This window comes from Streptomyces sp. NPDC048603, assembly GCF_043199475.1.
Lineage (GTDB): Bacteria > Actinomycetota > Actinomycetes > Streptomycetales > Streptomycetaceae > Streptomyces.
Window position 1 is genome coordinate 124,890 of the sequence record NZ_JBICVY010000004.1, and the last position, 19,058, is coordinate 143,947.

At 69.9% G+C, this 19,058-nt stretch carries 16 protein-coding genes and 1 tRNA gene; 12 read left to right on the top strand and 5 right to left on the bottom strand.

Translation table 11 applies throughout. The features are described from left to right. Nucleotides 1-5: 5 nt before the first annotated feature. Nucleotides 6-1,025: an SMI1/KNR4 family protein gene (locus ACGFQ9_RS10365; RefSeq protein ID WP_393573195.1), complete on the bottom strand. Its 1,020-nt coding sequence runs from the start codon at nt 1,023-1,025 to the stop codon at nt 6-8. Nucleotides 1,026-1,254: 229 nt separating this feature from the next. Here ACGFQ9_RS10365 and ACGFQ9_RS10370 point away from each other — a divergent pair, with 229 nt between their 5' ends. Together ACGFQ9_RS10370 and ACGFQ9_RS10375 are read left to right on the top strand one after the other, a co-directional pair. Next, nucleotides 1,255-1,788, top strand: coding sequence for a YwqJ-related putative deaminase (locus tag ACGFQ9_RS10370; RefSeq protein WP_393573197.1), 534 nt, complete (start codon nt 1,255-1,257; stop codon nt 1,786-1,788). Beyond that, a complete protein-coding gene (locus tag ACGFQ9_RS10375) occupies nt 1,785-2,303 on the top strand; it encodes an SUKH-3 domain-containing protein (protein ID WP_393573199.1) in 519 nt (172 codons plus the stop codon). The genes ACGFQ9_RS10370 and ACGFQ9_RS10375 overlap by 4 nt, the downstream gene beginning before the upstream one ends. Nucleotides 2,304-2,418: 115 nt before the next feature. Here ACGFQ9_RS10375 and ACGFQ9_RS10380 read toward each other — a convergent pair whose 3' ends face one another. Further along, nucleotides 2,419-3,729 carry a sensor histidine kinase gene (locus tag ACGFQ9_RS10380; protein ID WP_393573201.1) on the bottom strand — a complete coding sequence of 437 codons (1,311 nt, stop codon included), beginning with the start codon at nt 3,727-3,729 and terminating at the stop codon, nt 2,419-2,421. Between the two features lie 132 nt (nt 3,730-3,861). Between ACGFQ9_RS10380 and ACGFQ9_RS10385 the strand changes: the two genes are divergently transcribed. From ACGFQ9_RS10385 to pth, 6 genes are all read left to right on the top strand, one after another. Further along, entirely contained in the window at nt 3,862-4,722 is an 861-nt protein-coding gene (locus ACGFQ9_RS10385) for a hypothetical protein (RefSeq protein WP_393573203.1), read from the top strand. Between the two features lie 11 nt (nt 4,723-4,733). After that, a tRNA-Gln gene (locus ACGFQ9_RS10390) sits at nt 4,734-4,807 on the top strand. Between the two features lie 115 nt (nt 4,808-4,922). Next, nucleotides 4,923-6,371, top strand: a complete 1,449-nt coding sequence (gene glmU / locus ACGFQ9_RS10395; protein ID WP_393573204.1) for a bifunctional UDP-N-acetylglucosamine diphosphorylase/glucosamine-1-phosphate N-acetyltransferase GlmU — start codon at nt 4,923-4,925, stop codon at nt 6,369-6,371. A gap of 124 nt (nt 6,372-6,495) precedes the next feature. Next, on the top strand, nt 6,496-7,473 hold the full coding sequence (locus tag ACGFQ9_RS10400) for a ribose-phosphate diphosphokinase (protein WP_393573206.1): 978 nt from the start codon (nt 6,496-6,498) through the stop codon (nt 7,471-7,473). 194 nt (nt 7,474-7,667) lie between these two features. After that, on the top strand, nt 7,668-8,261 hold the full coding sequence (locus tag ACGFQ9_RS10405; RefSeq protein WP_393573208.1) for a 50S ribosomal protein L25/general stress protein Ctc: 594 nt from the start codon (nt 7,668-7,670) through the stop codon (nt 8,259-8,261). Between the two features lie 90 nt (nt 8,262-8,351). Beyond that, nucleotides 8,352-8,957: an aminoacyl-tRNA hydrolase gene (gene pth / locus ACGFQ9_RS10410; protein WP_393573210.1), complete on the top strand. Its 606-nt coding sequence runs from the start codon at nt 8,352-8,354 to the stop codon at nt 8,955-8,957. A gap of 81 nt (nt 8,958-9,038) precedes the next feature. On the opposite strand, the gene ppc is transcribed toward pth, so the two are convergent. Further along, nucleotides 9,039-11,768 (bottom strand): phosphoenolpyruvate carboxylase, encoded by a 2,730-nt coding sequence (gene ppc / locus ACGFQ9_RS10415; RefSeq protein ID WP_393573212.1) that lies wholly within the window; start codon nt 11,766-11,768, stop codon nt 9,039-9,041. Nucleotides 11,769-12,000: 232 nt separating this feature from the next. On the opposite strand from ppc, the gene ACGFQ9_RS10420 reads away from it, so the two are divergent. The 4 genes from ACGFQ9_RS10420 to ACGFQ9_RS10435 all read left to right on the top strand — a co-directional run bounded on the left by ACGFQ9_RS10420 (nt 12,001) and on the right by ACGFQ9_RS10435 (nt 17,634). After that, the gene (locus tag ACGFQ9_RS10420; RefSeq protein WP_393573214.1) at nt 12,001-12,990 is read left to right on the top strand and encodes an acyl-CoA desaturase; all 990 of its coding nucleotides are present in this window, start codon (nt 12,001-12,003) and stop codon (nt 12,988-12,990) included. Continuing rightward, nucleotides 12,987-13,661 carry a TetR family transcriptional regulator gene (locus ACGFQ9_RS10425; RefSeq protein WP_393573216.1) on the top strand — a complete coding sequence of 225 codons (675 nt, stop codon included), beginning with the start codon at nt 12,987-12,989 and terminating at the stop codon, nt 13,659-13,661. Before ACGFQ9_RS10420 ends, ACGFQ9_RS10425 begins: the two co-directional genes overlap by 4 nt. Before the next feature lie 228 nt (nt 13,662-13,889). Further along, the gene (locus ACGFQ9_RS10430; protein WP_393573218.1) at nt 13,890-15,620 is read left to right on the top strand and encodes an FG-GAP repeat domain-containing protein; all 1,731 of its coding nucleotides are present in this window, start codon (nt 13,890-13,892) and stop codon (nt 15,618-15,620) included. Nucleotides 15,621-15,912: 292 nt separating this feature from the next. Then, nucleotides 15,913-17,634 carry an FG-GAP repeat domain-containing protein gene (locus ACGFQ9_RS10435; RefSeq protein WP_393573220.1) on the top strand — a complete coding sequence of 574 codons (1,722 nt, stop codon included), beginning with the start codon at nt 15,913-15,915 and terminating at the stop codon, nt 17,632-17,634. A gap of 90 nt (nt 17,635-17,724) precedes the next feature. Here ACGFQ9_RS10435 and ACGFQ9_RS10440 read toward each other — a convergent pair whose 3' ends face one another. Next, nucleotides 17,725-18,129, bottom strand: a complete 405-nt coding sequence (locus tag ACGFQ9_RS10440; protein WP_393573222.1) for a VOC family protein — start codon at nt 18,127-18,129, stop codon at nt 17,725-17,727. After that, nucleotides 18,126-19,010: a trans-aconitate 2-methyltransferase gene (locus ACGFQ9_RS10445; RefSeq protein ID WP_393573224.1), complete on the bottom strand. Its 885-nt coding sequence runs from the start codon at nt 19,008-19,010 to the stop codon at nt 18,126-18,128. Before ACGFQ9_RS10445 ends, ACGFQ9_RS10440 begins: the two co-directional genes overlap by 4 nt. Nucleotides 19,011-19,058: the final 48 nt, after the last annotated feature.

The following is a 19,058-nucleotide window of genomic DNA, read 5'->3' on the forward strand; positions in this document are numbered from 1 at the left end:
CCGACTCACCCCTCCACCGACGAAGCCGACACCGGACCACCCGGCCCCGCCACGGGAACCGAGCGTGCGAATCCGCCGTCCACCATCAGACCGGCCACCGTCTCCAACTCCGCCGGATTACCGGCCAGTCGCTCCAGGAAGGAGTCGAAATCCACGCCCAACGGCAGCAGCAGCCGCTCCACCCGCTCCTGGACGGACCAACCGTCCCGGTCACGCGCGTCGTCGTACGGCGAGAACCACACCGACCCGACCGGGGCACCCTCACCCCTGACCTTCACCGCGATCAGACCACCCTGCGCGAAGCCCACACACAGGTAGTCCTTCGTCAGATGGTCCCGCAGACACTTGTTGACGTAGACGAGGTCATTGACCGCCGCCTCCTCACGCACCGTGAAGAACGGCTGGTCCACCAGCAGCCCCAGGTCCACGTCCAGACCCACACCCACCGGCGCACAACCGCCCGCCGCCTTCAGGAAAGACCGGTACGCCTCCGGCAACCGGTACCCCAGGTCCTCCTCGACCCCCTGCACCTGCTGCTCCGACACCGACACCACCGACTTCGGCAGCCCCATGTGCACCGGGCGCACCTCCTGCAACGGCCGCGTCCCACGCTTCTCGTGATCCACCGGAGCCGTCGCCAGACCCGCGTGATGCCGCAGCAGCGCCTTCACCTCCACCGGAACCAGCTCCAGCCGCCGCGTCCCCGACACGTGATGCCAGGTCCACCCGTGCGGAGTCGCCACCGGACCCACCGTGTCCCACAGCTCGTGCCCCGCCGCCCGCATCGCCGCGTTCGCCGACACGTAGTCCGTCAGCCGCAGCTCATCGACACCGAAACCCTCCGGCGGCTCGGCGATCTCCACCGCCGCACGCGCGTACGGCGCGAAGTCGGGATGCCCGTTGCCGTCCATCCGGACACCCTGAGCATGCCGGGCAGCCCGGACCGGGTCCGGGAAGTGCACGACCTGCCCGGCGTACGCGGCGTTGGGTGGCGCGGCCTGCTGCCCGAGCCGACCTGTCGTCATGGCGGTAGCCCCCTGCTGGATCTGGCTGGTTCACCACAGCCTATGCGGTCCCGCAAGAGCCCTCGCCTCCCCCGACCCCCACCCCTGCCACGCGCCCCGGAACACCCGAATTGATACGAATATTCGACCCCGCTTCCACACCCATGAGGACATTTGGCAGGCTGTCCCCTCGGCACGGCGGCGTACGCGACGGCGGACACCACCGCCGCCACGGGAGGAAAAACTCGACATGCACAACACGGCAACACGGAACGGACCGTCAGACGGCCCCACGGCCACCTCCGGCGACCCCCGACTCCGCTGGAGCAGCACCGACGGCAACGCCACACCCGCCCTCCGGTTCCGCCGCGACGGCATCCTCCCCACCGTGGCCGCAGCCCTCTCCGTCCGCGGCGAAACCCTCACCGGCACCGCCGGCAAGGGCGACCGGCCACCCACCCTCCACCCACTCGTCCAGGACTTCCTCGACACCCTCACCAGCGGCCAGCGGGAACGCTTCACCGGCCGCTGCCCCGAAGCCATCCTCCTCTCCCGCCACCTCACCAACGTCGAAGGCGCCCGCAGCAAACGCGCCTCCCGCAAACCCCTCACCCCCAGCGAAGCCCGCCGCTCCCTCAAGAACGCCCGCATCACCGCCCGCCGCATCCGCGAGGACGGCGACCCCCTCCACGGCAGCTACGCCCCGCCCTGCCGCTCCTGCGACGCCCTCCTCGCCCACTTCGGCGTCCGCCCCGTCGACCTCACCCAGCCCGAGAAGCGATGACCGCCACCTCTGCCGCCTCCGCCTCATACGACCGGTCCTCCGCCACCCGCTTCCCCGCGACGGTGGACTCCGCCCTGCGCACCGCCGGCTGGCAACCCGGCCGCTGGGACATCAAGCAAGCCGAATACTGGGCCGACGCCCTCCGCGACCACACCACCCCGGCCGGCCACCGCCACACCGTCTTCCCCGCGGCCGTCGAAGCCTGGGCCGAATTCGGCGGCCTCACCATCACCGCCCCCGGACCCGGCCGGCAGATAGCGCCCACCCCGGTCCGCCTCGACCCCCTCACCGGGCTCCACCTCGCCCGCACCTTCGCCGACCTCGGACGCGCCCTCTCCACCCAGCTCTGCCCCCTCGGCGTCGAAGCCGACGGCGCCTCCCACCTCGCCCTCGACGCCGACGGCCGCGTCTACTCCATCGACCACACCGGCGACTGGTACCTCGGCGGAAGCATCGACGAAGCCCTCACCGTGCTCCTCACCGGCCTCCAGCCCACCCGCCTCACCACAGCCTGACCACGGCCCGAGCACCGGCCTGACCACGGCCCGACCACCCCGGCAGCCCGGACCCCACCCGGGCCCGCCCCAGCCCGACCGCAACGGACACGGGCCGACACCGGCCCGCCGCCCCTCAGCCCGCCACCACACCCCCGGGCAACACCGCCGACACCCGGAAACCCCCGGCATCCGTCGGCCCCGACACGAACACCCCGCCCAGCGCCAGCACCCGCTCCCGCATCCCCACGAGCCCGTTGCCACCGCTCGGCAACCCGGCACCCGCCGCCTCCCGGTCCCCCGGACCGTTCTCCACCTGCATCGCCACCTCATCTCCCCGGTGAGCCAGCCGCACGACGACCTCCGCACCCGGCGCATGCTTGTGGCAATTGGTCAACGCCTCCTGCACCACCCGGTACGCCGTCTGCTCCACCACGGCCGCATACCCCGCACCCTCCCCGTGCACCACCAGCTCCACCACCATCCCGGCCGCCCGCGACTGCCCGACCAAGGCCTCCAGCTCCCCGATCGTCGGCCCCTCCTCCACAGCGGACGCCAGCGCCACCACCGGCCCCCCGGCCAGACCCGCCACACCCGCAGCAGCCGCAGCAGCCGCAACCGCCACCGGCTCCTCCACCTTCTCCACGGCCCGCAGCACCCCGAGCATCTCCCGCAGCTCGGTCAGCGCCTGCCGCCCCATGTCCCCCACCAGCGCCGCGTTCTTCGCCGCCTTCTCCGGATCCCGCGACGCCACCGCCTGCACCGCCGCCGCATGCACCACCATCAACGACACCCGGTGCGCCACCACGTCGTGCATCTCCCGGGCGATCCGCGTCCGCTCCTCCCGGCGCGCCCACTCCGCCCGCTCCTCGGCCCGCTCCGCGAGCAGCCCCAGCTCCCGCTCCAGCGAATCCGCACGCTCCTGCAAACTCTCCATGAGCCGCCGCCGCGCACCCTGGTACAGGCCGTAGAGCACCGGCGGCGCGGTCAGGGCCACGGCTATGAACGCGGACAGCATCACCACGAAGGCGCCGCTCGCCTCCACGTCGCCCACGGTCCGTACGTACATCACCGCGAAGGTCGCGAGCAGCGAGAGCCCCGACAGCAGCCCGGTGATCCGCCGCGGCACCTCGCTCGCGGCCAGCGTGTAGAGGGACACCACCCCGAGCAGGAACCCGATCGCCGCCGGCGAGGTCGCCAGCGACACCAGCACCACGGTGATCGGCCACCGCCGGCGCACCGTGAGCGTGGCCCCCACCGCGACCCCGAACAGCACCCCCACCACGGCCGGCAGATGCGTCTCCCGCGCGAACAGAACCCCCTCGAACCCGCACTCGACGGCGGACAGCACCCCCAGCCCCACATCCAGGACGGCCTGCCCCCGCCGCCCCCACCAAAGGGGCCCCGCCCGCCCCTCTCCACCTTCTCGTTCCCCCGTATTGGTCATGCCGACCAGCCTACGGAAGACCCCCTGCACACACGCGAACGGAATTCCGGCAAACCCCGGGGTAATCGCACGGACGACTGAACCAGCCACGGACCGAGACCTGAATCCCACATTCCGGACGATCCTGGCGGCATGAGCAAATACGCCGACTTCGAAGGCCTGCGCACCCAGGCCGTGACCCTCCGCCGCGAGGGCCTCAGCCGCCGCCAGATCCGCGACCGCCTGCACGTGGACAACAACGACATCCTCAATCGCCTGCTCGAAGGAGAGCCACCTCCCGAGTGGACGAAGCGCCCGCGCGCCAAGGACGACCTCCGCGAGCGCGCCCGCGAGCTCCGACTCAAGGGCATGACCTACGACGAGATCCAGGTCGAGCTGGGCTGCTCGAAGAGCTCGATCTCCCTCTGGGTGCGGGACCTGCCCAAGCCCGAGCGCCGCACACCGGCCGAGCAGGCCAGACTTGCCGGCCGAAGGCGCTGGGAGCACGAACTCGCCGTGCGCGACGTCGAGCGGCAGGCAACGAAACAAGGCGCCCGCCAGGAGATCGGCGCGATGTCTGCGCGGGAGCTCTTCCTGGTCGGCGTCGGTCTCTACTGGGCCGAGGGCGGCAAGGACAAGCCGTACGACCGACGGGAGAAGGTCCAATTCGTCAACAGTGATCCGGGGATGGTGGCGACATTCCTCGCTTGGCTGCGCCTACTGGAGGTGGATCCCGACTCGCTGTGCTTCAGCGTGATGATCCACGAGAGCGCCCACGTTGGTGCAGCAGAGCGGTATTGGGCCGACCTCATCGGAATCGACGTCGAGCAGCTGTTCAAGACGACACTGAAACGCCACAACCCGAGGACGGTACGGAAGAACACGGGCGAGGGGTACCGCGGATGCCTGGTGGTGCGCGTACGGCAAAGCGCTCATCTCTACCGTCGCATTGAAGGGTGGTGGTGCGGCATAGTAGGGGCTGCACGCGAAGCCGATCACCCGAATCGGACATAGCGCGCGATCCATCCCGGATCGTCTAAGGGCAGGACAAATGGTTTTGGTCCATTGAATGAGGGTTCGAATCCTTCTCCGGGAGCCAGTCCGCGCACCACATCAACGGGCCCTGACTTAACAGTCGGGGCCCGCGCTCGTTTACGCCGCTTAACGCCCCGGTATCCTTCGTGCGTCCACCCCCGAAGCCGAAGGGCACACCCGTGAGCGCCAACCGCCCGGCAGCCGTCGTCGTACTCGCAGCGGGTGAGGGCACCCGCATGAAGTCGGCCACTCCCAAGGTCCTGCACGAGATCTCCGGGCGGTCGCTCGTCGGTCACGTCGTCGCCGCCTCCCGCGAGCTGGACCCCACCCACCTCGTCGTGGTCGTGGGGCACGCCCGCGAGCAGGTGCAGGAGCACCTCGCCGGCATCGACGCCGAGGTCCGCACCGCCGTGCAGTACGAGCAGAACGGCACCGGGCACGCCGTCCGCATGGCCCTGGAGGAGCTCGGCGGCAGTGTCGACGGGACCGTGATCGTGGTCTGCGGCGACACCCCGCTGCTGACCGGCGAGACCCTGCGGCAGCTCGCCGCCACGCACGAGGCCGACGGCAACGCCGTCACCGTGCTGACCGCCGAGGTGCCGGACTCCACCGGCTACGGCCGGATCGTGCGCGACTCCGAGTCCGGTGCCGTGAAGGCGATCGTCGAACACAAGGACGCCACCGACGCCCAGCGGGCCATCAAGGAGATCAACTCCGGGGTCTTCGCGTTCGACGGCGCCCTGCTGGCCGACGCGCTGAAGAAGGTCCGTACGGACAACAGCCAGGGCGAGGAGTACCTCACCGATGTGCTGGGCATCCTGCGCGAGGCCGGGCACCGGGTGGGTGCGTCCGTGGGCGCGGACCACCGCCAGATCCTCGGGATCAACAACCGGGTGCAGCTGGCCGAGGCGCGTGCGCTGCTGAACGCGCGGCTGCTGGAGCAGGCCATGCTGGCGGGCGTGACGGTGGTCGACCCGGGCAGCACGTTCGTTGACGTGACGGTCACTTTCGGCCAGGACGCGGTGGTGCACCCGGGTACGCAGCTGCTGGGTGCCACCCACGTGGGCGAGCGGGCCGAGGTGGGTCCGAACACGCGGCTGAAGGACACCCGGGTGGGTGTGGGCGCGCGGGTGGACAACACGGTCGCGGACGGTGCGGTGGTCGGGGATTCGGCGAGCGTGGGTCCGTTCGCGTACCTGCGTCCGGGCACGGTGCTGGGGACGAAGGCCAAGGCCGGCACGTATGTGGAGATGAAGAACGCGACGATCGGCGAGGGCACGAAGGTGCCGCACCTCTCCTATGTCGGTGACGCGACGATCGGTGAGTACACGAACATCGGCGCGGCGAGCGTGTTCGTGAATTACGACGGTGAGCACAAGCACCACACGACCGTTGGCTCACATTGCAAGACGGGTTCGGACAACATGTTTGTGGCTCCCGTCACGATCGGGGACGGTGCGTACACCGCCGCCGGCTCCGTGATCACGAAGGATGTGCCGCCCGGTGCGCTGGCCGTGGCCCGTGGCCAGCAGCGGAATATCGAGGGCTGGGTGGCTCGTAAGCGTCCGGGAAGTGCGGCTGCGCAGGCGGCTCAGTCGGCGGGCGATTCGGACTCGGCCGACAACTGACCGGAAACAGGTACGCCTGGGACGGCGTACCGTGGTACGTGCACGCAATTCGGCTGGCTCACCGTGTGCGGGACGGACGCACATGGGGGCGAGTGCTTTTCAACACGTCTGAGGAGACTGTGCTGTGACCGGGATCAAGACGACCGGCGAGAAGAAGCTGATGCTGTTCTCCGGCCGCGCCCACCCCGAGCTGGCCGAGGAGGTTGCGCACCAGCTGGGCGTGGACCTCGTGCCGACCAAGGCTTTCGACTTCGCGAACGGTGAGATCTACGTTCGTTTCGAGGAGTCGGCCCGTGGCGCTGACTGCTTCGTGATCCAGAGCCACACGGCTCCGATCAACAAGTGGGTCATGGAGCAGCTGATCATGATCGACGCGCTGAAGCGTGCGTCGGCCCGCTCCATCACGGTGATCGTCCCGTCGTACGGGTACGCGCGGCAGGACAAGAAGCACAAGGGCCGTGAGCCGATCTCGGCGCGTCTGGTGGCGGATCTGCTGAAGACGGCGGGTGCGGACCGGATCCTGACGGTGGACCTGCACACGGACCAGATCCAGGGCTTCTTCGACGGTCCGGTCGATCACCTGTCGGCGCTGAACGTGCTGGCGGACTACGTGGGCACGAAGGTGGACCGTTCGAAGCTGACGGTGGTGTCTCCGGACGCGGGCCGTGTGCGTGTGGCGGACCGCTGGTGTGACCGTCTGGACGCGCCGCTGGCGATCGTGCACAAGCGGCGTGACAAGGACGTCGCGAACCAGGTGACGGTGCACGAGGTCGTCGGTGAGGTCAAGGGCCGGGTGTGTGTGCTGGTCGATGACATGATCGACACGGGTGGCACGATCTGCGCCGCCGCCGAGGCGCTGTTCGCGCACGGCGCGGAGGACGTGATCGTGACGGCGACGCACGGCATCCTGTCGGGCCCTGCGGCTGACCGTCTGAAGAACTCGAAGGTGAGCGAGTTCGTGTTCACGAACACGCTGCCGGACCCGTCGGATCTGGAGCTGGACAAGATCACGGTGCTGTCGATCGCTCCGATGATCGCGCGTGCGGTGCGTGAGGTCTTCGAGGACGGTTCGGTGACCTCGCTGTTCGAGGAGCAGCAGTAGTCGTTCTCCTCTTTGAGGAAACGTTCTGCTAGATCGTTTTGAGGTGCGGCCTCCGCGCCGGGTAGACTCGTGAAGTTGCTCGGCGAGGGAGGCCGCACTTCTGTGTGGCGCTCCGTTATCGACGCGCTCTTCGTAGCAGGCCGTTTGGTGGCCGGGTGACCCTGTCCGTTTTCGTCACCCCACGAGGAGTGAACATGTCCGAGGTCAAGCTTTCCGCTGAGCTCCGCACCCGTTTCGGCAAGGGCGGTGCCCGCGAGGTCCGTCGCAACGCGCAGATCCCCGCCGTCATCTACGGTCACGGCCAGGACCCGAAGCACGTCTCCGTCGAGGGCCACGGCCTGTTCATGGCGCTGAAGACCCCGAACGTCCTGATCTCCCTGGACATCGCGGGCGACGGCACCGAGCTGGTCATCCCCAAGGCCGTCCAGAAGGACCCGATCAAGCGCACGATCGACCACGTGGACTTCCTGGCCGTCCGCAAGGGCGAGAAGGTCACGGTCGAGGTTCCGGTCGTCACCGAGGGTGAGCTGGCTGCGGGTGGCAACCTGCTGGAGCACGTCCTGAACACCCTTTCGGTCGAGGCCGAGGCCACCCACCTGCCCGAGTCCGTCACCGTGTCGGTGGAGGGCCTGGAGGCCGGTGCTTCGGTGCTGGCGTCCGACGTCAAGCTGCCCGCCGGTGTCACCCTGGTGACCGAGGCCGAGGCCGTCGTGCTGCAGGTTCTGGCCGCGCAGGCCGAGGAGCCGGCCGCCGAGGCCGCCGAGGGCGAGGAGTCCGCGGAGGCCTGATCCTCCCGGCTCGCTGTTTGTGCAACCGACCGCCGTCCTGCTCCACTGGAGCGGGACGGCGGTCGTCCCTTGTTCGAGGAGTTTTTTCTGATGGCGGATGGCGTGGCGGACGCAACGACTCCCTGGCTGGTCGTGGGCTTGGGCAATCCCGGTGGCGAGTACGCGGGCAACCGCCACAACATCGGGTTCATGGTGGTGGACCTGCTGGCGGAGCGCATGGGCGGCAAGTTCAAGGCGCACAAGGCGGGTCGGGCGCAGGTGGTGGAGGGCCGGATGGGTCCTCCGGGGCCGGCGAACCGTCGGGTGGTGCTGGCGAAGCCGATGTCGTTCATGAACCTGTCGGGCGGTCCGGTGACGGCGCTGCGTGACTTCTACAAGGTTCCGGTGGAGCGGATCGTCGCGGTGCACGACGAGCTGGACATCGATTACGCGACGCTGCGGCTGAAGCTGGGCGGTGGGGACAACGGCCACAACGGTCTGAAGTCGATGACGAAGTCGATGGGTGCGGAGTACCACCGGGTGCGGTGCGGGATCGGCCGTCCGCCGGGCCGGATGCAGGTCGCGGATTTCGTGCTGAAGGATTTTTCCTCCACCGAGCGCAAGGAGCTGGACTGGTTCGTGGACCGGTCGGCGGACGCGGTGGAGTGTCTGGTGCTGGAGGGTCTGGAGCGGGCGCAGTCGGCGTACAACTCCTGAGTTTTCGCGTGTGGGCACGGGGAAGGCCCCCGCACCGGTGTTCCGGTGCGGGGGCCTTTGCCGTGTGCCGTGCGGGTGGGGTCAGCCGGTGTTGCGGAGGCCGGCGGCGACGCCGTTGACGGTGAGGAGCAGGGCGCGGCCGAGGAGCGGGTCGGCGGGTTCGCCGGCTGCTGCGGCCGCGCGCTGGCGGGCGAGGAGGGAGACCTGGAGGTAGGAGATGGGGTCCAGGTAGGCGTCGCGGACGGCGAAGGTCTGCTGGAGGACCTTGTTGGAGTCGAGGAGCTTCTCGCCGCCGGTGATGCGGAGGACCTCGGCGACGGTGAGCTCGTGTTCGGCCTGGATGAGGTCGAAGACGTGCTTGAGCTCGTCGGGGACGAGGGTGTCGACGTAGTGGCGGGCGATCCGCAGGTCGGTCTTGGCCAGCGTCATTTCGACGTTGGAGAGGAAGTTGCGGAAGAAGTGCCAGTTCTGGCCCATCTCGCCGAGGACGTCTTCCTGGCCGGCTTCGCGGAGTGCCTTGAGGCCGGAGCCGACGCCGTACCAGCCGGGGACGATCTGCCGGGACTGGGTCCAGCCGAACACCCAGGGGATGGCGCGGAGGCCGTCGAGGCCGGCGCCGGAGTCGGGGCGGCGGGAGGGCCGGGAGCCGAGGTGGAGGTCGGCGAGCTGGTCGACGGGGGTGGAGGCGAAGAAGTAGGCGGGGAGGTCGGGGTCCTCGACGAGGCGCCGGTAGGCGTCGTGGGCGGCGTCGGAGACGACGTCCATGGCGGCGTCCCAGCGGGTGAGGGCGTCGGGGGACTGGCGGGGTGCGGTGTGCAGGGCGGATGCCTGGAGGGTGGCGGCCACGGTGAGTTCGAGGTTCTCGCGGGCCAGGGAGGGCACGAGGTACTTGTCGGAGATGACCTCGCCCTGTTCGGTGACCTTGATCTCGCCTTCGAGGGTGCCCCAGGGCTGGGCGAGGATCGCGTCGTGGGAGGGGCCGCCGCCGCGGCCGACGGTGCCGCCGCGGCCGTGGAAGAGGCGGAGGCGTACTCCGTAGCGGTGGGCGACGTCGCGGAGGCGGCGCTGGGCGCGGTGGATCTCCCACTGGCTGGTGGTGATGCCGCCGAACTTGGAGGAGTCGGAGTAGCCGAGCATGACCTCCTGGACGTCGCCTCGGAGGGAGACCAGGCGGCGGTAGGAGGGGTCGGCGAGCATGTCGTCGAGGATGACGTCGGCGGCGCGGAGCTCGTCGGTGGTTTCGAGGAGCGGCACGATGCCGATCTTGGCCCAGCCGGCGTGGAGGTCGAAGAGGCCTGCTTCGCGGGCGAGGACGGCGGCGGCGAAGACGTCGTCGGCGCCCTGGCACATCGAGATGATGTAGGACTCGATGACTTCGGGGCCGAACTTCTCGAAGGCGTCCTTGACGGCGGAGAACACGCCGAGGGTCTTGGCGCCTGCGGCGTCGAGGGGTGCCGGGGTGGGGGCGAGGGGGCGGCGGGAGCGGAGTTCCTTGGCGAGGAGCTTCTGCCGGTAGTCGCGGGGCATGTCGGCGTAGCGCCAGGATTCCTCGCCGAGCCGGTCGAAGAGCTGGCCGAGGGCGTGGTGGTGGGCGTCGGCGTGTTCGCGTACGTCCATGGTGGCGAGCTGGAGGCCGAAGGCGGCGAGGGTGCGGATGGTGCGGTCCATCCGGCCGTCTGCCAGGAGGCCGCCGCGGTGTTCGCGCAGGGAGGTCTGGACGATGGTGAGGTCGGTGAGGAGTTCGGCGGTGCCGAGGTAGTCGCGGCCTTCTTCGTGGGCGGTGCCCTGGGCGAGGCGGCGGCGGGTGTTGAGGAGCTTCTCCCGGATGCAGGTGACCTTGAGGCGGTAGGGCTCTTCGGCGTTGAGGCGCTTGTAGCGGGGGCTGATCTCGGGGAGGCGTTCGAGGTCGGCCTGGAGGGAGGCGAGGAGTTCCTCGGTGGCTCCGGTGTAGCGGATGGAGTTCGACAGCAGCGAGCGCAGGAAGTCGATGAGTTCGAGGGCGTCGCGGATGCCGTGTTCGTGCTGGAGGATCAGCACCTCGCGGGTCACCTCGGGGGTGACGTTGGGGTTGCCGTCGCGGTCGCCGCCGATCCAGGTGCCGAAGGTGAGGGGGCGGGTGCCGGTGGGGAGTTCGACGCCCACGCGCTGGAGTTCGGCGGCGAGGTCTTCGAGGACGTCGCCGACGGCGCCGGCGTGGAGCTCGTCGAGGTAGTAGATGGCGTTGCGGGCCTCGTCGGCGGGTTCGGGCCGGACGACGCGGAGTTCGTCGGTCTGCCAGATGAGGTCGATGTGCTCGGCGAGCCGGAGGTCGTGGCGGCGGCGGTCGCCGGTGCCGGCGACGGGCTCTTCCAGGAGGGTGGCGATGCGGCGCAGCTTGCCCAGCACGCTGCGCCGGGCTGCCTCGGTGGGGTGGGCGGTGAAGACGGGGCGGACGTTGAGGTTCTTGACCGTCTCGCGGAGGTGGTCGGGGTCGGCGTCCTTGAGCATGTCCGCGGTGCGGGCGAGGAGGCCGCCTTCTGCGGCGCGGTGCGCGCGGAGTTCCTTGCCGCGGTGTACCTGTTCGGTGACGTTGGCGAGGTGGAAGTAGGTGGAGAAGGCCCGTACGAGCTTGGCGGCGGTCTCCAGGTCGGTGTTGCCGAGGAGGTCGGCGGCGGCTTCGCCGTCGGTGCGCGTGAGGGCGCGCACTTGTTCGACGAGGTCGAGGAGTTCCTGGCCTTCCTGGCGGACGAGGGTCTCGCCGAGGAGATCGCCGAGGCGGCGGATGTCCGCGCGCAGCTCTGCGTTGGGGGTGGGCTGGTCAGCACTGCTCACAGGTGCGGCTCCTTGCAGTGTTTCGAGCGTCGCTACTGGGGCGGACCGCGCTGTCCGACGGACCAAGGATAGGTGGACCGGTCGGATGGACCGGCAGGCTGTCCGTGTAGCGGACGCGGCGTCGGTGGTCTTGCCGGGGGGCCGCGCGCTGCCATACTTACGTTGCCGTAGGTTACGCAGCCGTAACCTGGGTGCCTGCGGACCCCTCACCTCTCACCCCTCAGGGACTCCCATGACCCTCAGCCCTGATCTGCCGGATCTGATCGATGACGCTCCGGAGGCGGCCGGCGGGCCGCAGCTGTCCGCGACCCGCGGCGGGGAGACGAAGCGCTCGGTGGAGCAGATCGCGTTGCTCCTGTTCATCACGGTGCCGTTCGTGGCGTTGTCCGCGGCGGTGCCGCTGGCCTGGGGCTGGGGGGTGAGCTGGCTGGATGTGGGCCTGATGGTGTCGATGTACTTCCTGACCTGTCACGGGATCACGGTCGGTTTCCACCGTTACTTCACGCACGGGTCGTTCAAGGCGGGGCGGCCGTTGCGGATCGCGCTGGCGGTCGCCGGGTCGATGGCGGTGGAGGGGCCGCTGGTGCGGTGGGTGGCGGATCACCGGAAGCACCACAGGTTCTCGGACGCGGAGGGTGATCCGCATTCGCCGTGGCGGTTCGGGGAGTCGGTGCCCGCGCTGCTGAAGGGGTTGTGGTGGGCGCACATCGGGTGGCTGTTCGACGAGGAGCAGACCGATCAGCAGAAGTACGCGCCCGATCTGATCAAGGATCCGGTGATCCGCCGGATCAGTCGTGACTTCGTGTTCTGGACGGTGCTGTCGCTGGCGGTGCCGCCGCTGGTGGGCGGTCTGGTGACGATGTCCTGGTGGGGTGCGTTCACGGCGTTCTTCTGGGGTTCGCTGGTGCGCGTGGCGCTGCTGCACCATGTGACCTGGTCGATCAATTCGATCTGTCATGCGGTGGGCAGGCGGCCGTTCCGGTCGCGGGACCGGTCGGGGAACGTGTGGTGGCTGGCGGTGCTGTCGTGTGGCGAGTCCTGGCACAACCTGCACCATGCGGATCCGACGTCGGCGCGGCACGGGGTGCTGCGGGGGCAGGTGGATTCGAGTGCGCGGCTGATCCGGTGGTTCGAGGTGCTGGGGTGGGCGAGTGACGTGCGCTGGCCGTCGGGATCCCGGATCGACTCCCGGCGCAGGGGAAACACGGCGAACGCGGCATGATGGGGGATGTGGCGATCGACGGCAGCACTTCCAGCAGTGACAAACCCAGGCGTGGGCGCCGGGTCCGGATGACGGGCGCGGAGCGTCGTCAGCAGCTGCTGGACATCGGTCGTGCGCTGTTCGCGGAGAAGGGCTTCGAGGGCACCTCGGTGGAGGAGATCGCGGCGAAGGCCGGGGTGTCCAAGCCGGTGGTGTACGAGCACTTCGGCGGCAAGGAAGGCCTGTACGCGGTCGTGGTGGACCGGGAGATGCGGCAGCTGCTGGAGGGCGTGACGGGGGCGCTGACCGCCGGGCATCCGCGGGAGCTGCTGGAACAGGCCGCGTTCGCGCTGCTGGACTACATCGAGAGCTATACGGACGGGTTCCGGATCCTGGTCCGGGACTCGCCGGTGGCGCAGTCGACGGGTACGTTCGCTTCGCTGATCAGCGACATCGCGACGCAGGTCGAGGACATCCTGGGGCTGGAGTTCAAGGCGCGGGGCTTTGATCCGAAGCTGGCGCCGTTGTACGCGCAGGCGCTGGTGGGCATGGTGGCGCTGACGGGGCAGTGGTGGCTGGAGACCCGCCGTCCGAAGAAGGCGGAGGTGGCGGCGCATCTGGTGAATCTGGCCTGGCACGGGCTGGACGGGCTGGAGGCGAAGCCGCGGCTGGTGGGGCACCGGAAGAACTGAGCGCGGGCGGGGCCGGGCGGGGTGGCCGCCGCGCACGGCCCGGGGGTGGTGCGGGATCTGACGCGCGGGGCGCCGAAAGGTTGTACGGGTAACCCCTTCTGCCTCAGCTGCCCCCTGGATAGCCTTCGATTACTTTCCGGGGGGAATTCTCGATTGCCGCGCGCCTGTCCGAGGCCGCGCCCTGCGTGTCGACGCCCGCCCGGTTTCGCCTGATCCAGGGGGAAACCTTTGTCTTCATCGCGCTCCCAGCGCCCGGGCCGCATCGCGGCCTGCACCGCCTTCGCTCTCGCGGCGGGCACCCTGCTGTCGGCGGGCCCGGCCTTCGCCGCCGGCGAGCCGGCCGCGCCCAAGGCGTCCGCTGCCGCCGCCGCTGCCTCGAAGCAGGACCGTACGGCGGCCGGTCTCGCCGGCTCCGGTGCTCCGGGCAAGAGCACCTTCGCCTTCAAGAAGGCGAAGCCGCGTCTGGACCTGGACGGGGACGGCCTGTCCGACTTCATGTTCCGGAACCACTTCGGGGCGACCGGGGCTCTGCAGACCAAGACGGACCAGGTCAGCGACTACAAGGTCTCGGGTGAGTCGACCGAGATCTCCCGGGACATGATCGCGCTCGGCAACATCCGCGGCGGCTGGGGCACCGAGCTCCTGCTGTGGCACGCGGACGGCCGTCTGGCCATGCACCAGGCGTACGGCACCGGTACCCAGGCCGCGACCTGGACCGGCACGGGCTGGCAGATCTACAACAAGCTGATCGCCGCCGGCGACCTCACCAAGGACGGCCGTGGCGACCTGCTCGCCCGCACGCCCTCCGGCGACCTCTACCTCTACCGCGCCACCGGCTCGGCCACCGGCAACCCCTTCGGCGGCCGGGTCAAGGTCGGCGGCGGCTGGGGCGCCTACGACCAGGTCATCGGCGCCAACGACCTCGACGCCGACGGTATCGCCGACCTCCTCGCGAAGGACCTCGGCGGCAACCTCTGGTACTACAAGGGCACCGGCTCCACCACCGCCCCGTTCAAGGGCCGCGTCAAGGTCGGCGGCGGCTGGAACATCTACAACAAGATCGTCGCCATGGACGACCAGTCCGGTGACGGCAAGGCCGACATCTACGGTGTCCAGCACAACGGCGAGCTGTACGGCTACGCGTCCCTGGGCGGTGGCAAGTTCGGCGCCCGGCAGAAGCTCGGCGGCGGATGGACGATCGACGATGCCATCGTCAACTCGGGTGTGACGCCGGTCTTTGGCAAGCACAGCGTGACCGCCGTCACCGGGGCGAACGAGGTCCGGGAGTACGTCAACCGGGCCGACGGCCTGTTCTTCTCCCCGCCCGTGGCCTACGACTTCCCCTGGAACTCCGGCCGCACCCTGGTGAACGCCACCGGCCTGGACAGGTCGAACCAGGCGACCAAGCTCTCCTGGACCGGATCCGCCCTGTTCAACTCCGTCACCGGGAACAGCGTCGGCACCCTCCCGAACACCAACCTGGTGGTCGGCCCCGGCGACCTGAACGGCGACGGCAAGGGCGACCTGCTGAGCCGTGACACCTGGGGCAACCTGCTGCTGAACCCCGGCAACGGAACCGGCGGCTGGTTCGGCAAGCCGGTCCTGGTCGGCCCGGGCTGGAACGCGTACAAGACCCTGGCCGGCGGCGGCGACATCAACGGCGACGGCCGCGCCGACCTCGTGGCCCAGTCGCACGACGGGCACCTGTACCTCTACAAGGGCACCGGCAACGCCTCGGCCCCGTTCGGCGCCCGCGAGTGGTACAGCGGCGGCTGGAACGGCTACAGCGGCATCGCCGTGGCCGGTGACCTGACCGGCGACGGCCGCGCCGACCTCGTCGCCCGCGACTACAACGGCGACATGTGGCTCTACCGCGGCACCGGCAACGGTGGCACCGGCGCCTTCGCCGGCCGTACCCACCTCGACAAGGGCTGGAAGGCGTTCGCCCAGTTCAACTGAGCCGACGCCGGACAGCACGGCACATGGCGGCGCCCCGTCACCGGACCTCCCGGTGACGGGGCGCCCCCGCATTTCCGGCCGACGACGCACCGACGTGCCGACGTACCGACGAGGCGCTGACGACGTGCCTGCGGCCGAAAGGTTGTACGGAAAACCTCTTCTGCCTCTCCGGCCGCGCGGATAGTCTTCGATCACTTTCCCGGGGGGGAATGCTCGATTCCGCGCGCCTCCTGCATGTGCGCCGCCATGCGTGTCGGCATCCACCCGGTTTCACCTGATCCAGGGGGAACCCTTGTCTTCTTCGCGCTCCCAGCGCATGGGCCGCATCGCGGCCTGCACCGCCCTCGCGCTCGCCGCGGGCACCCTGCTGTCGGCGGGCCCGGCCGTCGCCGCCGGCGAGCCCGCCAAGCCGAAGCCGTCGGCCTCCGCCCCGACGCCGCAGCTGACGGTGAAGCCGGGTGGTTCCGCGTCCGGCCCGGCCAAGAGCACCTTCGCCTTCAAGCGGGCGAAGCCGCGTCTGGACCTGGACGGGGACGGCTGGTCCGACTTCCTGTTCCGCAACCACTTCGCGTACTACAACTCGCTGCAGTCCTCGACGAACAGCGTCACCCCGTTCAAGGTCACCAACGAGGCCACCGAGACCCCGCGGGACGTCGTCGCGGTCGGCAACATCCGCGGCGGCTGGGGCCCCGAGCTCCTGCTGTGGCACGGGGACGGCCGTCTGGCCATGCACCAGGCGTACAACACCGGCACCCAGGCAGCGACCTGGACCGGCACGGGCTGGCAGATCTACAACAAGCTGATCGCCGCCGGCGACCTCACCGGCGACGGCCGCGGCGACCTGCTCGCCCGCACCCCGTCCGGTGACCTCTACCTGTACCGCGCCACCGGCGCGGCCACCGGCGAGCCCTTCGCCGGCCGGGTCAAGGTCGGCGGCGGCTGGGGCATCTACGACCAGATCGTGGGCGCCAACGACGTGGACGCGGACGGCTACGCCGACCTCCTCGCCAAGGACCTCAACGGCAACCTGTACTACTACAAGGGCACCGGCAGCACCTCCGCGCCGTTCAAGGCCCGCACCTGGGTCGGCGGCGGCTGGAACACCTACAACAAGATCGTCGCCGCTGACGACTGGACCGGCGACGGCAAGGCCGACCTCTTCGGCGTCCTGCCGGGCGGTGACCTGTACTTCTACGCCTCGCTGGGCAACGGCAAGTTCTCCGCCCGGGAGAAGAACGGCAGCGGCTGGCAGGCCGAGGAGATCCTCGTGAACTCCGGCGTCACCCCGGTCTACGGCAAGCACAGCGTGAGCGGGATCGACGGCACGAACGAGATCTGGGAGCACGTCAACAAGACCAACGGCCGCTTCTACGACAAGCCTCTCGACTGGCCGGTGAAGTGGGAGGGCGGCACGCTGGTCAACGCCGCGGGCCTGGACAAGATCAACTGGACACACCGTCTGATCTGGAACGGCACCACCCTCCACAACCGCAACAAGGGCGCCAACGTCAGCGGTGACTTCTCGAACACCAACCTGGTGGTCGGCCCCGGTGACCTCAACGGCGACGGCAGGGGCGACCTGCTGAGCCGTGACACCTGGGGCAACCTGTGGCTGCGCTCCGGCAACGGCACCGGCACCTGGTTCGGCAGCCCGGTCAAGGTCGGCCCGGGCTGGAACAGCTACAAGACGATCGTCGGCGGCGGCGACATCAACGGCGACGGCCGCCCGGACATCGTGGCCGCCTCCCACGACGGCCACCTGTACGTCTACAAGGGCACCGGCAACGCCTCGGCCCCGTTCGGCGCCCGCGAGTGGTACAGCGGCGGCTGGAACGGCTACACCGGCATCGCCGTCCCCGGCGACCTCAACGGTGACGGCCGCGCCGACCTGATCGCCCGCGACTCCGGCGGCACCATGTGGCTCTACCGCTCCCAGGGCTGGGGTGGCACCAGCGCCTTCGCCGGCCGCCAGTGGCTCGCCCAGGGCTGGAACACCTACACCCAGTTCAACTGACGCACGAGCAGCACCAGCACGGCACATGGCGGCGCCCCGTCACCGGACCTCCCGGTGGCGGGGCGCCGCCGCGTCATAACCGGGTGCGGCTCACCCTTCCGTGCCTTCCGCGCCTTCCGCGCCTTCCGCGCCCGCCGGCTCCAGGAACTCCAGGCGGTTGCCCACCGGGTCCTCGGAGTAGAAGCGGCGGTGGCCCGGAAGGTTGCCGTCCCAGACCACCTTGGCGCCGCGTTCCTCCAGCTGCCGCGCGTACCGCTCGATGCCCGACACGCGCAGGCCCGGGTGGGCTTTGCGGGCGGGCCGGAAGTCCTCCTCCACGCCCAGGTGCAGCTGCACCGGTCCGGCGGCGAACCAGCAGCCGCCGCGGGCCGCCAGTACGGGAGGTTTGGGGACTTCGGTCATGCCCAGGACGTGCACGTAGTACCCGCGGAGGAGGTCCTCCGAGCCGGGCGGTGCGGCGAGCTGGACGTGGTCGACTGCGGTGAGCACGGTCATGCCTCCTTGCGGGCGATGGCGAAGATGCGGCGGAACGGGAACACGGTGCCCCGGGGACCGGGGGGATAGGCCCCGCGCAGCAGGTCCCGGTATTCGAGCAGGAAGTCCTCGGCGGCCTGGCGGTCGTCGCCGAGGGCGGTCAGCACGGGCCGGAGCGCGGTGCCCTTGACCCAGTCGAGGACGGGGTCGGGTCCCGACAGCAGCTGGTGGTACGTGGTCTCCCAGATGTCGGCCGCGCAGCCGAGCTCGGTGAACCGGGCCAGGTACTCGGAGGGTTCGAGGAGGTGGACGTAGTGGGCGCCCTGGCCGCCGAGCCGGGACTGCCAGCGCGGGTGGTCGCAGAGCGCGGCGAGCAGGGAGTGGCTGGGGGCGGTGAAGTTGCCGGGGATCTGGAAGGCGAAGGTGCCTCCGGGGCGGAGCGCGTTGATCCAGGCGGCGAAGGAGCCCGCGTGGCCGGGGACCCATTGCAGGGCGGCGTTGGAGACGATCAGGTCGTACTGTTCTTCGGGCATCCAGGTGGCGAGGTCGGCGGGCCGGAAGTCGAGGCTGCCGCCGCCCGGGGTGGGTCCGGAGTGTTCCTGGCGGGCCCGGTGGAGCATCTCCGGGGAGAGGTCGTAGCCGGTGATGCGGGCCTCGGGCCAGCGCTCGGCGAGCAGGGCGGTGACGTTGCCGGGGCCGCAGCCGAGGTCGGCGATGCGCGCGGGCCGGGTGGGCAGTTCCGGTATCCGCGCGAGGAGATCGAGGAACGGGCGGGTGCGATGGCTCGCATGGCGTAGGTATTGCTGGGGGTCCCAGGTGGGTGGGTTGGGCGTGGAGGGCGAGGCAGCCTCGGAGTCGACGGTGGCCGTGGGGCACGGGCCTGGCGCGATGTCGGAATGCATGTTCGAGCCTCCCTACTGGCAGGGCGGATGGAACCGGAAGTCGGGTCC

What these genes read in the sequence shown, in the direction of transcription:
- ACGFQ9_RS10365 (WP_393573195.1), bottom strand. Translation starts at nt 1,025, where the DNA reads ATGACGACAGGTCGGCTCGGGCAGCAGGCCGCGCCACCCAACGCCGCG.
- ACGFQ9_RS10370 (WP_393573197.1), top strand. Translation starts at nt 1,255, where the DNA reads ATGCACAACACGGCAACACGGAACGGACCGTCAGACGGCCCCACGGCC.
- ACGFQ9_RS10375 (WP_393573199.1), top strand. Translation starts at nt 1,785, where the DNA reads ATGACCGCCACCTCTGCCGCCTCCGCCTCATACGACCGGTCCTCCGCC.
- ACGFQ9_RS10380 (WP_393573201.1), bottom strand. Translation starts at nt 3,729, where the DNA reads ATGACCAATACGGGGGAACGAGAAGGTGGAGAGGGGCGGGCGGGGCCC.
- ACGFQ9_RS10385 (WP_393573203.1), top strand. Translation starts at nt 3,862, where the DNA reads ATGAGCAAATACGCCGACTTCGAAGGCCTGCGCACCCAGGCCGTGACC.
- ACGFQ9_RS10405 (WP_393573208.1), top strand. Translation starts at nt 7,668, where the DNA reads ATGTCCGAGGTCAAGCTTTCCGCTGAGCTCCGCACCCGTTTCGGCAAG.
- pth (WP_393573210.1), top strand. Translation starts at nt 8,352, where the DNA reads ATGGCGGATGGCGTGGCGGACGCAACGACTCCCTGGCTGGTCGTGGGC.
- ACGFQ9_RS10420 (WP_393573214.1), top strand. Translation starts at nt 12,001, where the DNA reads ATGACCCTCAGCCCTGATCTGCCGGATCTGATCGATGACGCTCCGGAG.
- ACGFQ9_RS10425 (WP_393573216.1), top strand. Translation starts at nt 12,987, where the DNA reads ATGATGGGGGATGTGGCGATCGACGGCAGCACTTCCAGCAGTGACAAA.
- ACGFQ9_RS10440 (WP_393573222.1), bottom strand. Translation starts at nt 18,129, where the DNA reads ATGACCGTGCTCACCGCAGTCGACCACGTCCAGCTCGCCGCACCGCCC.
- ACGFQ9_RS10445 (WP_393573224.1), bottom strand. Translation starts at nt 19,010, where the DNA reads ATGCATTCCGACATCGCGCCAGGCCCGTGCCCCACGGCCACCGTCGAC.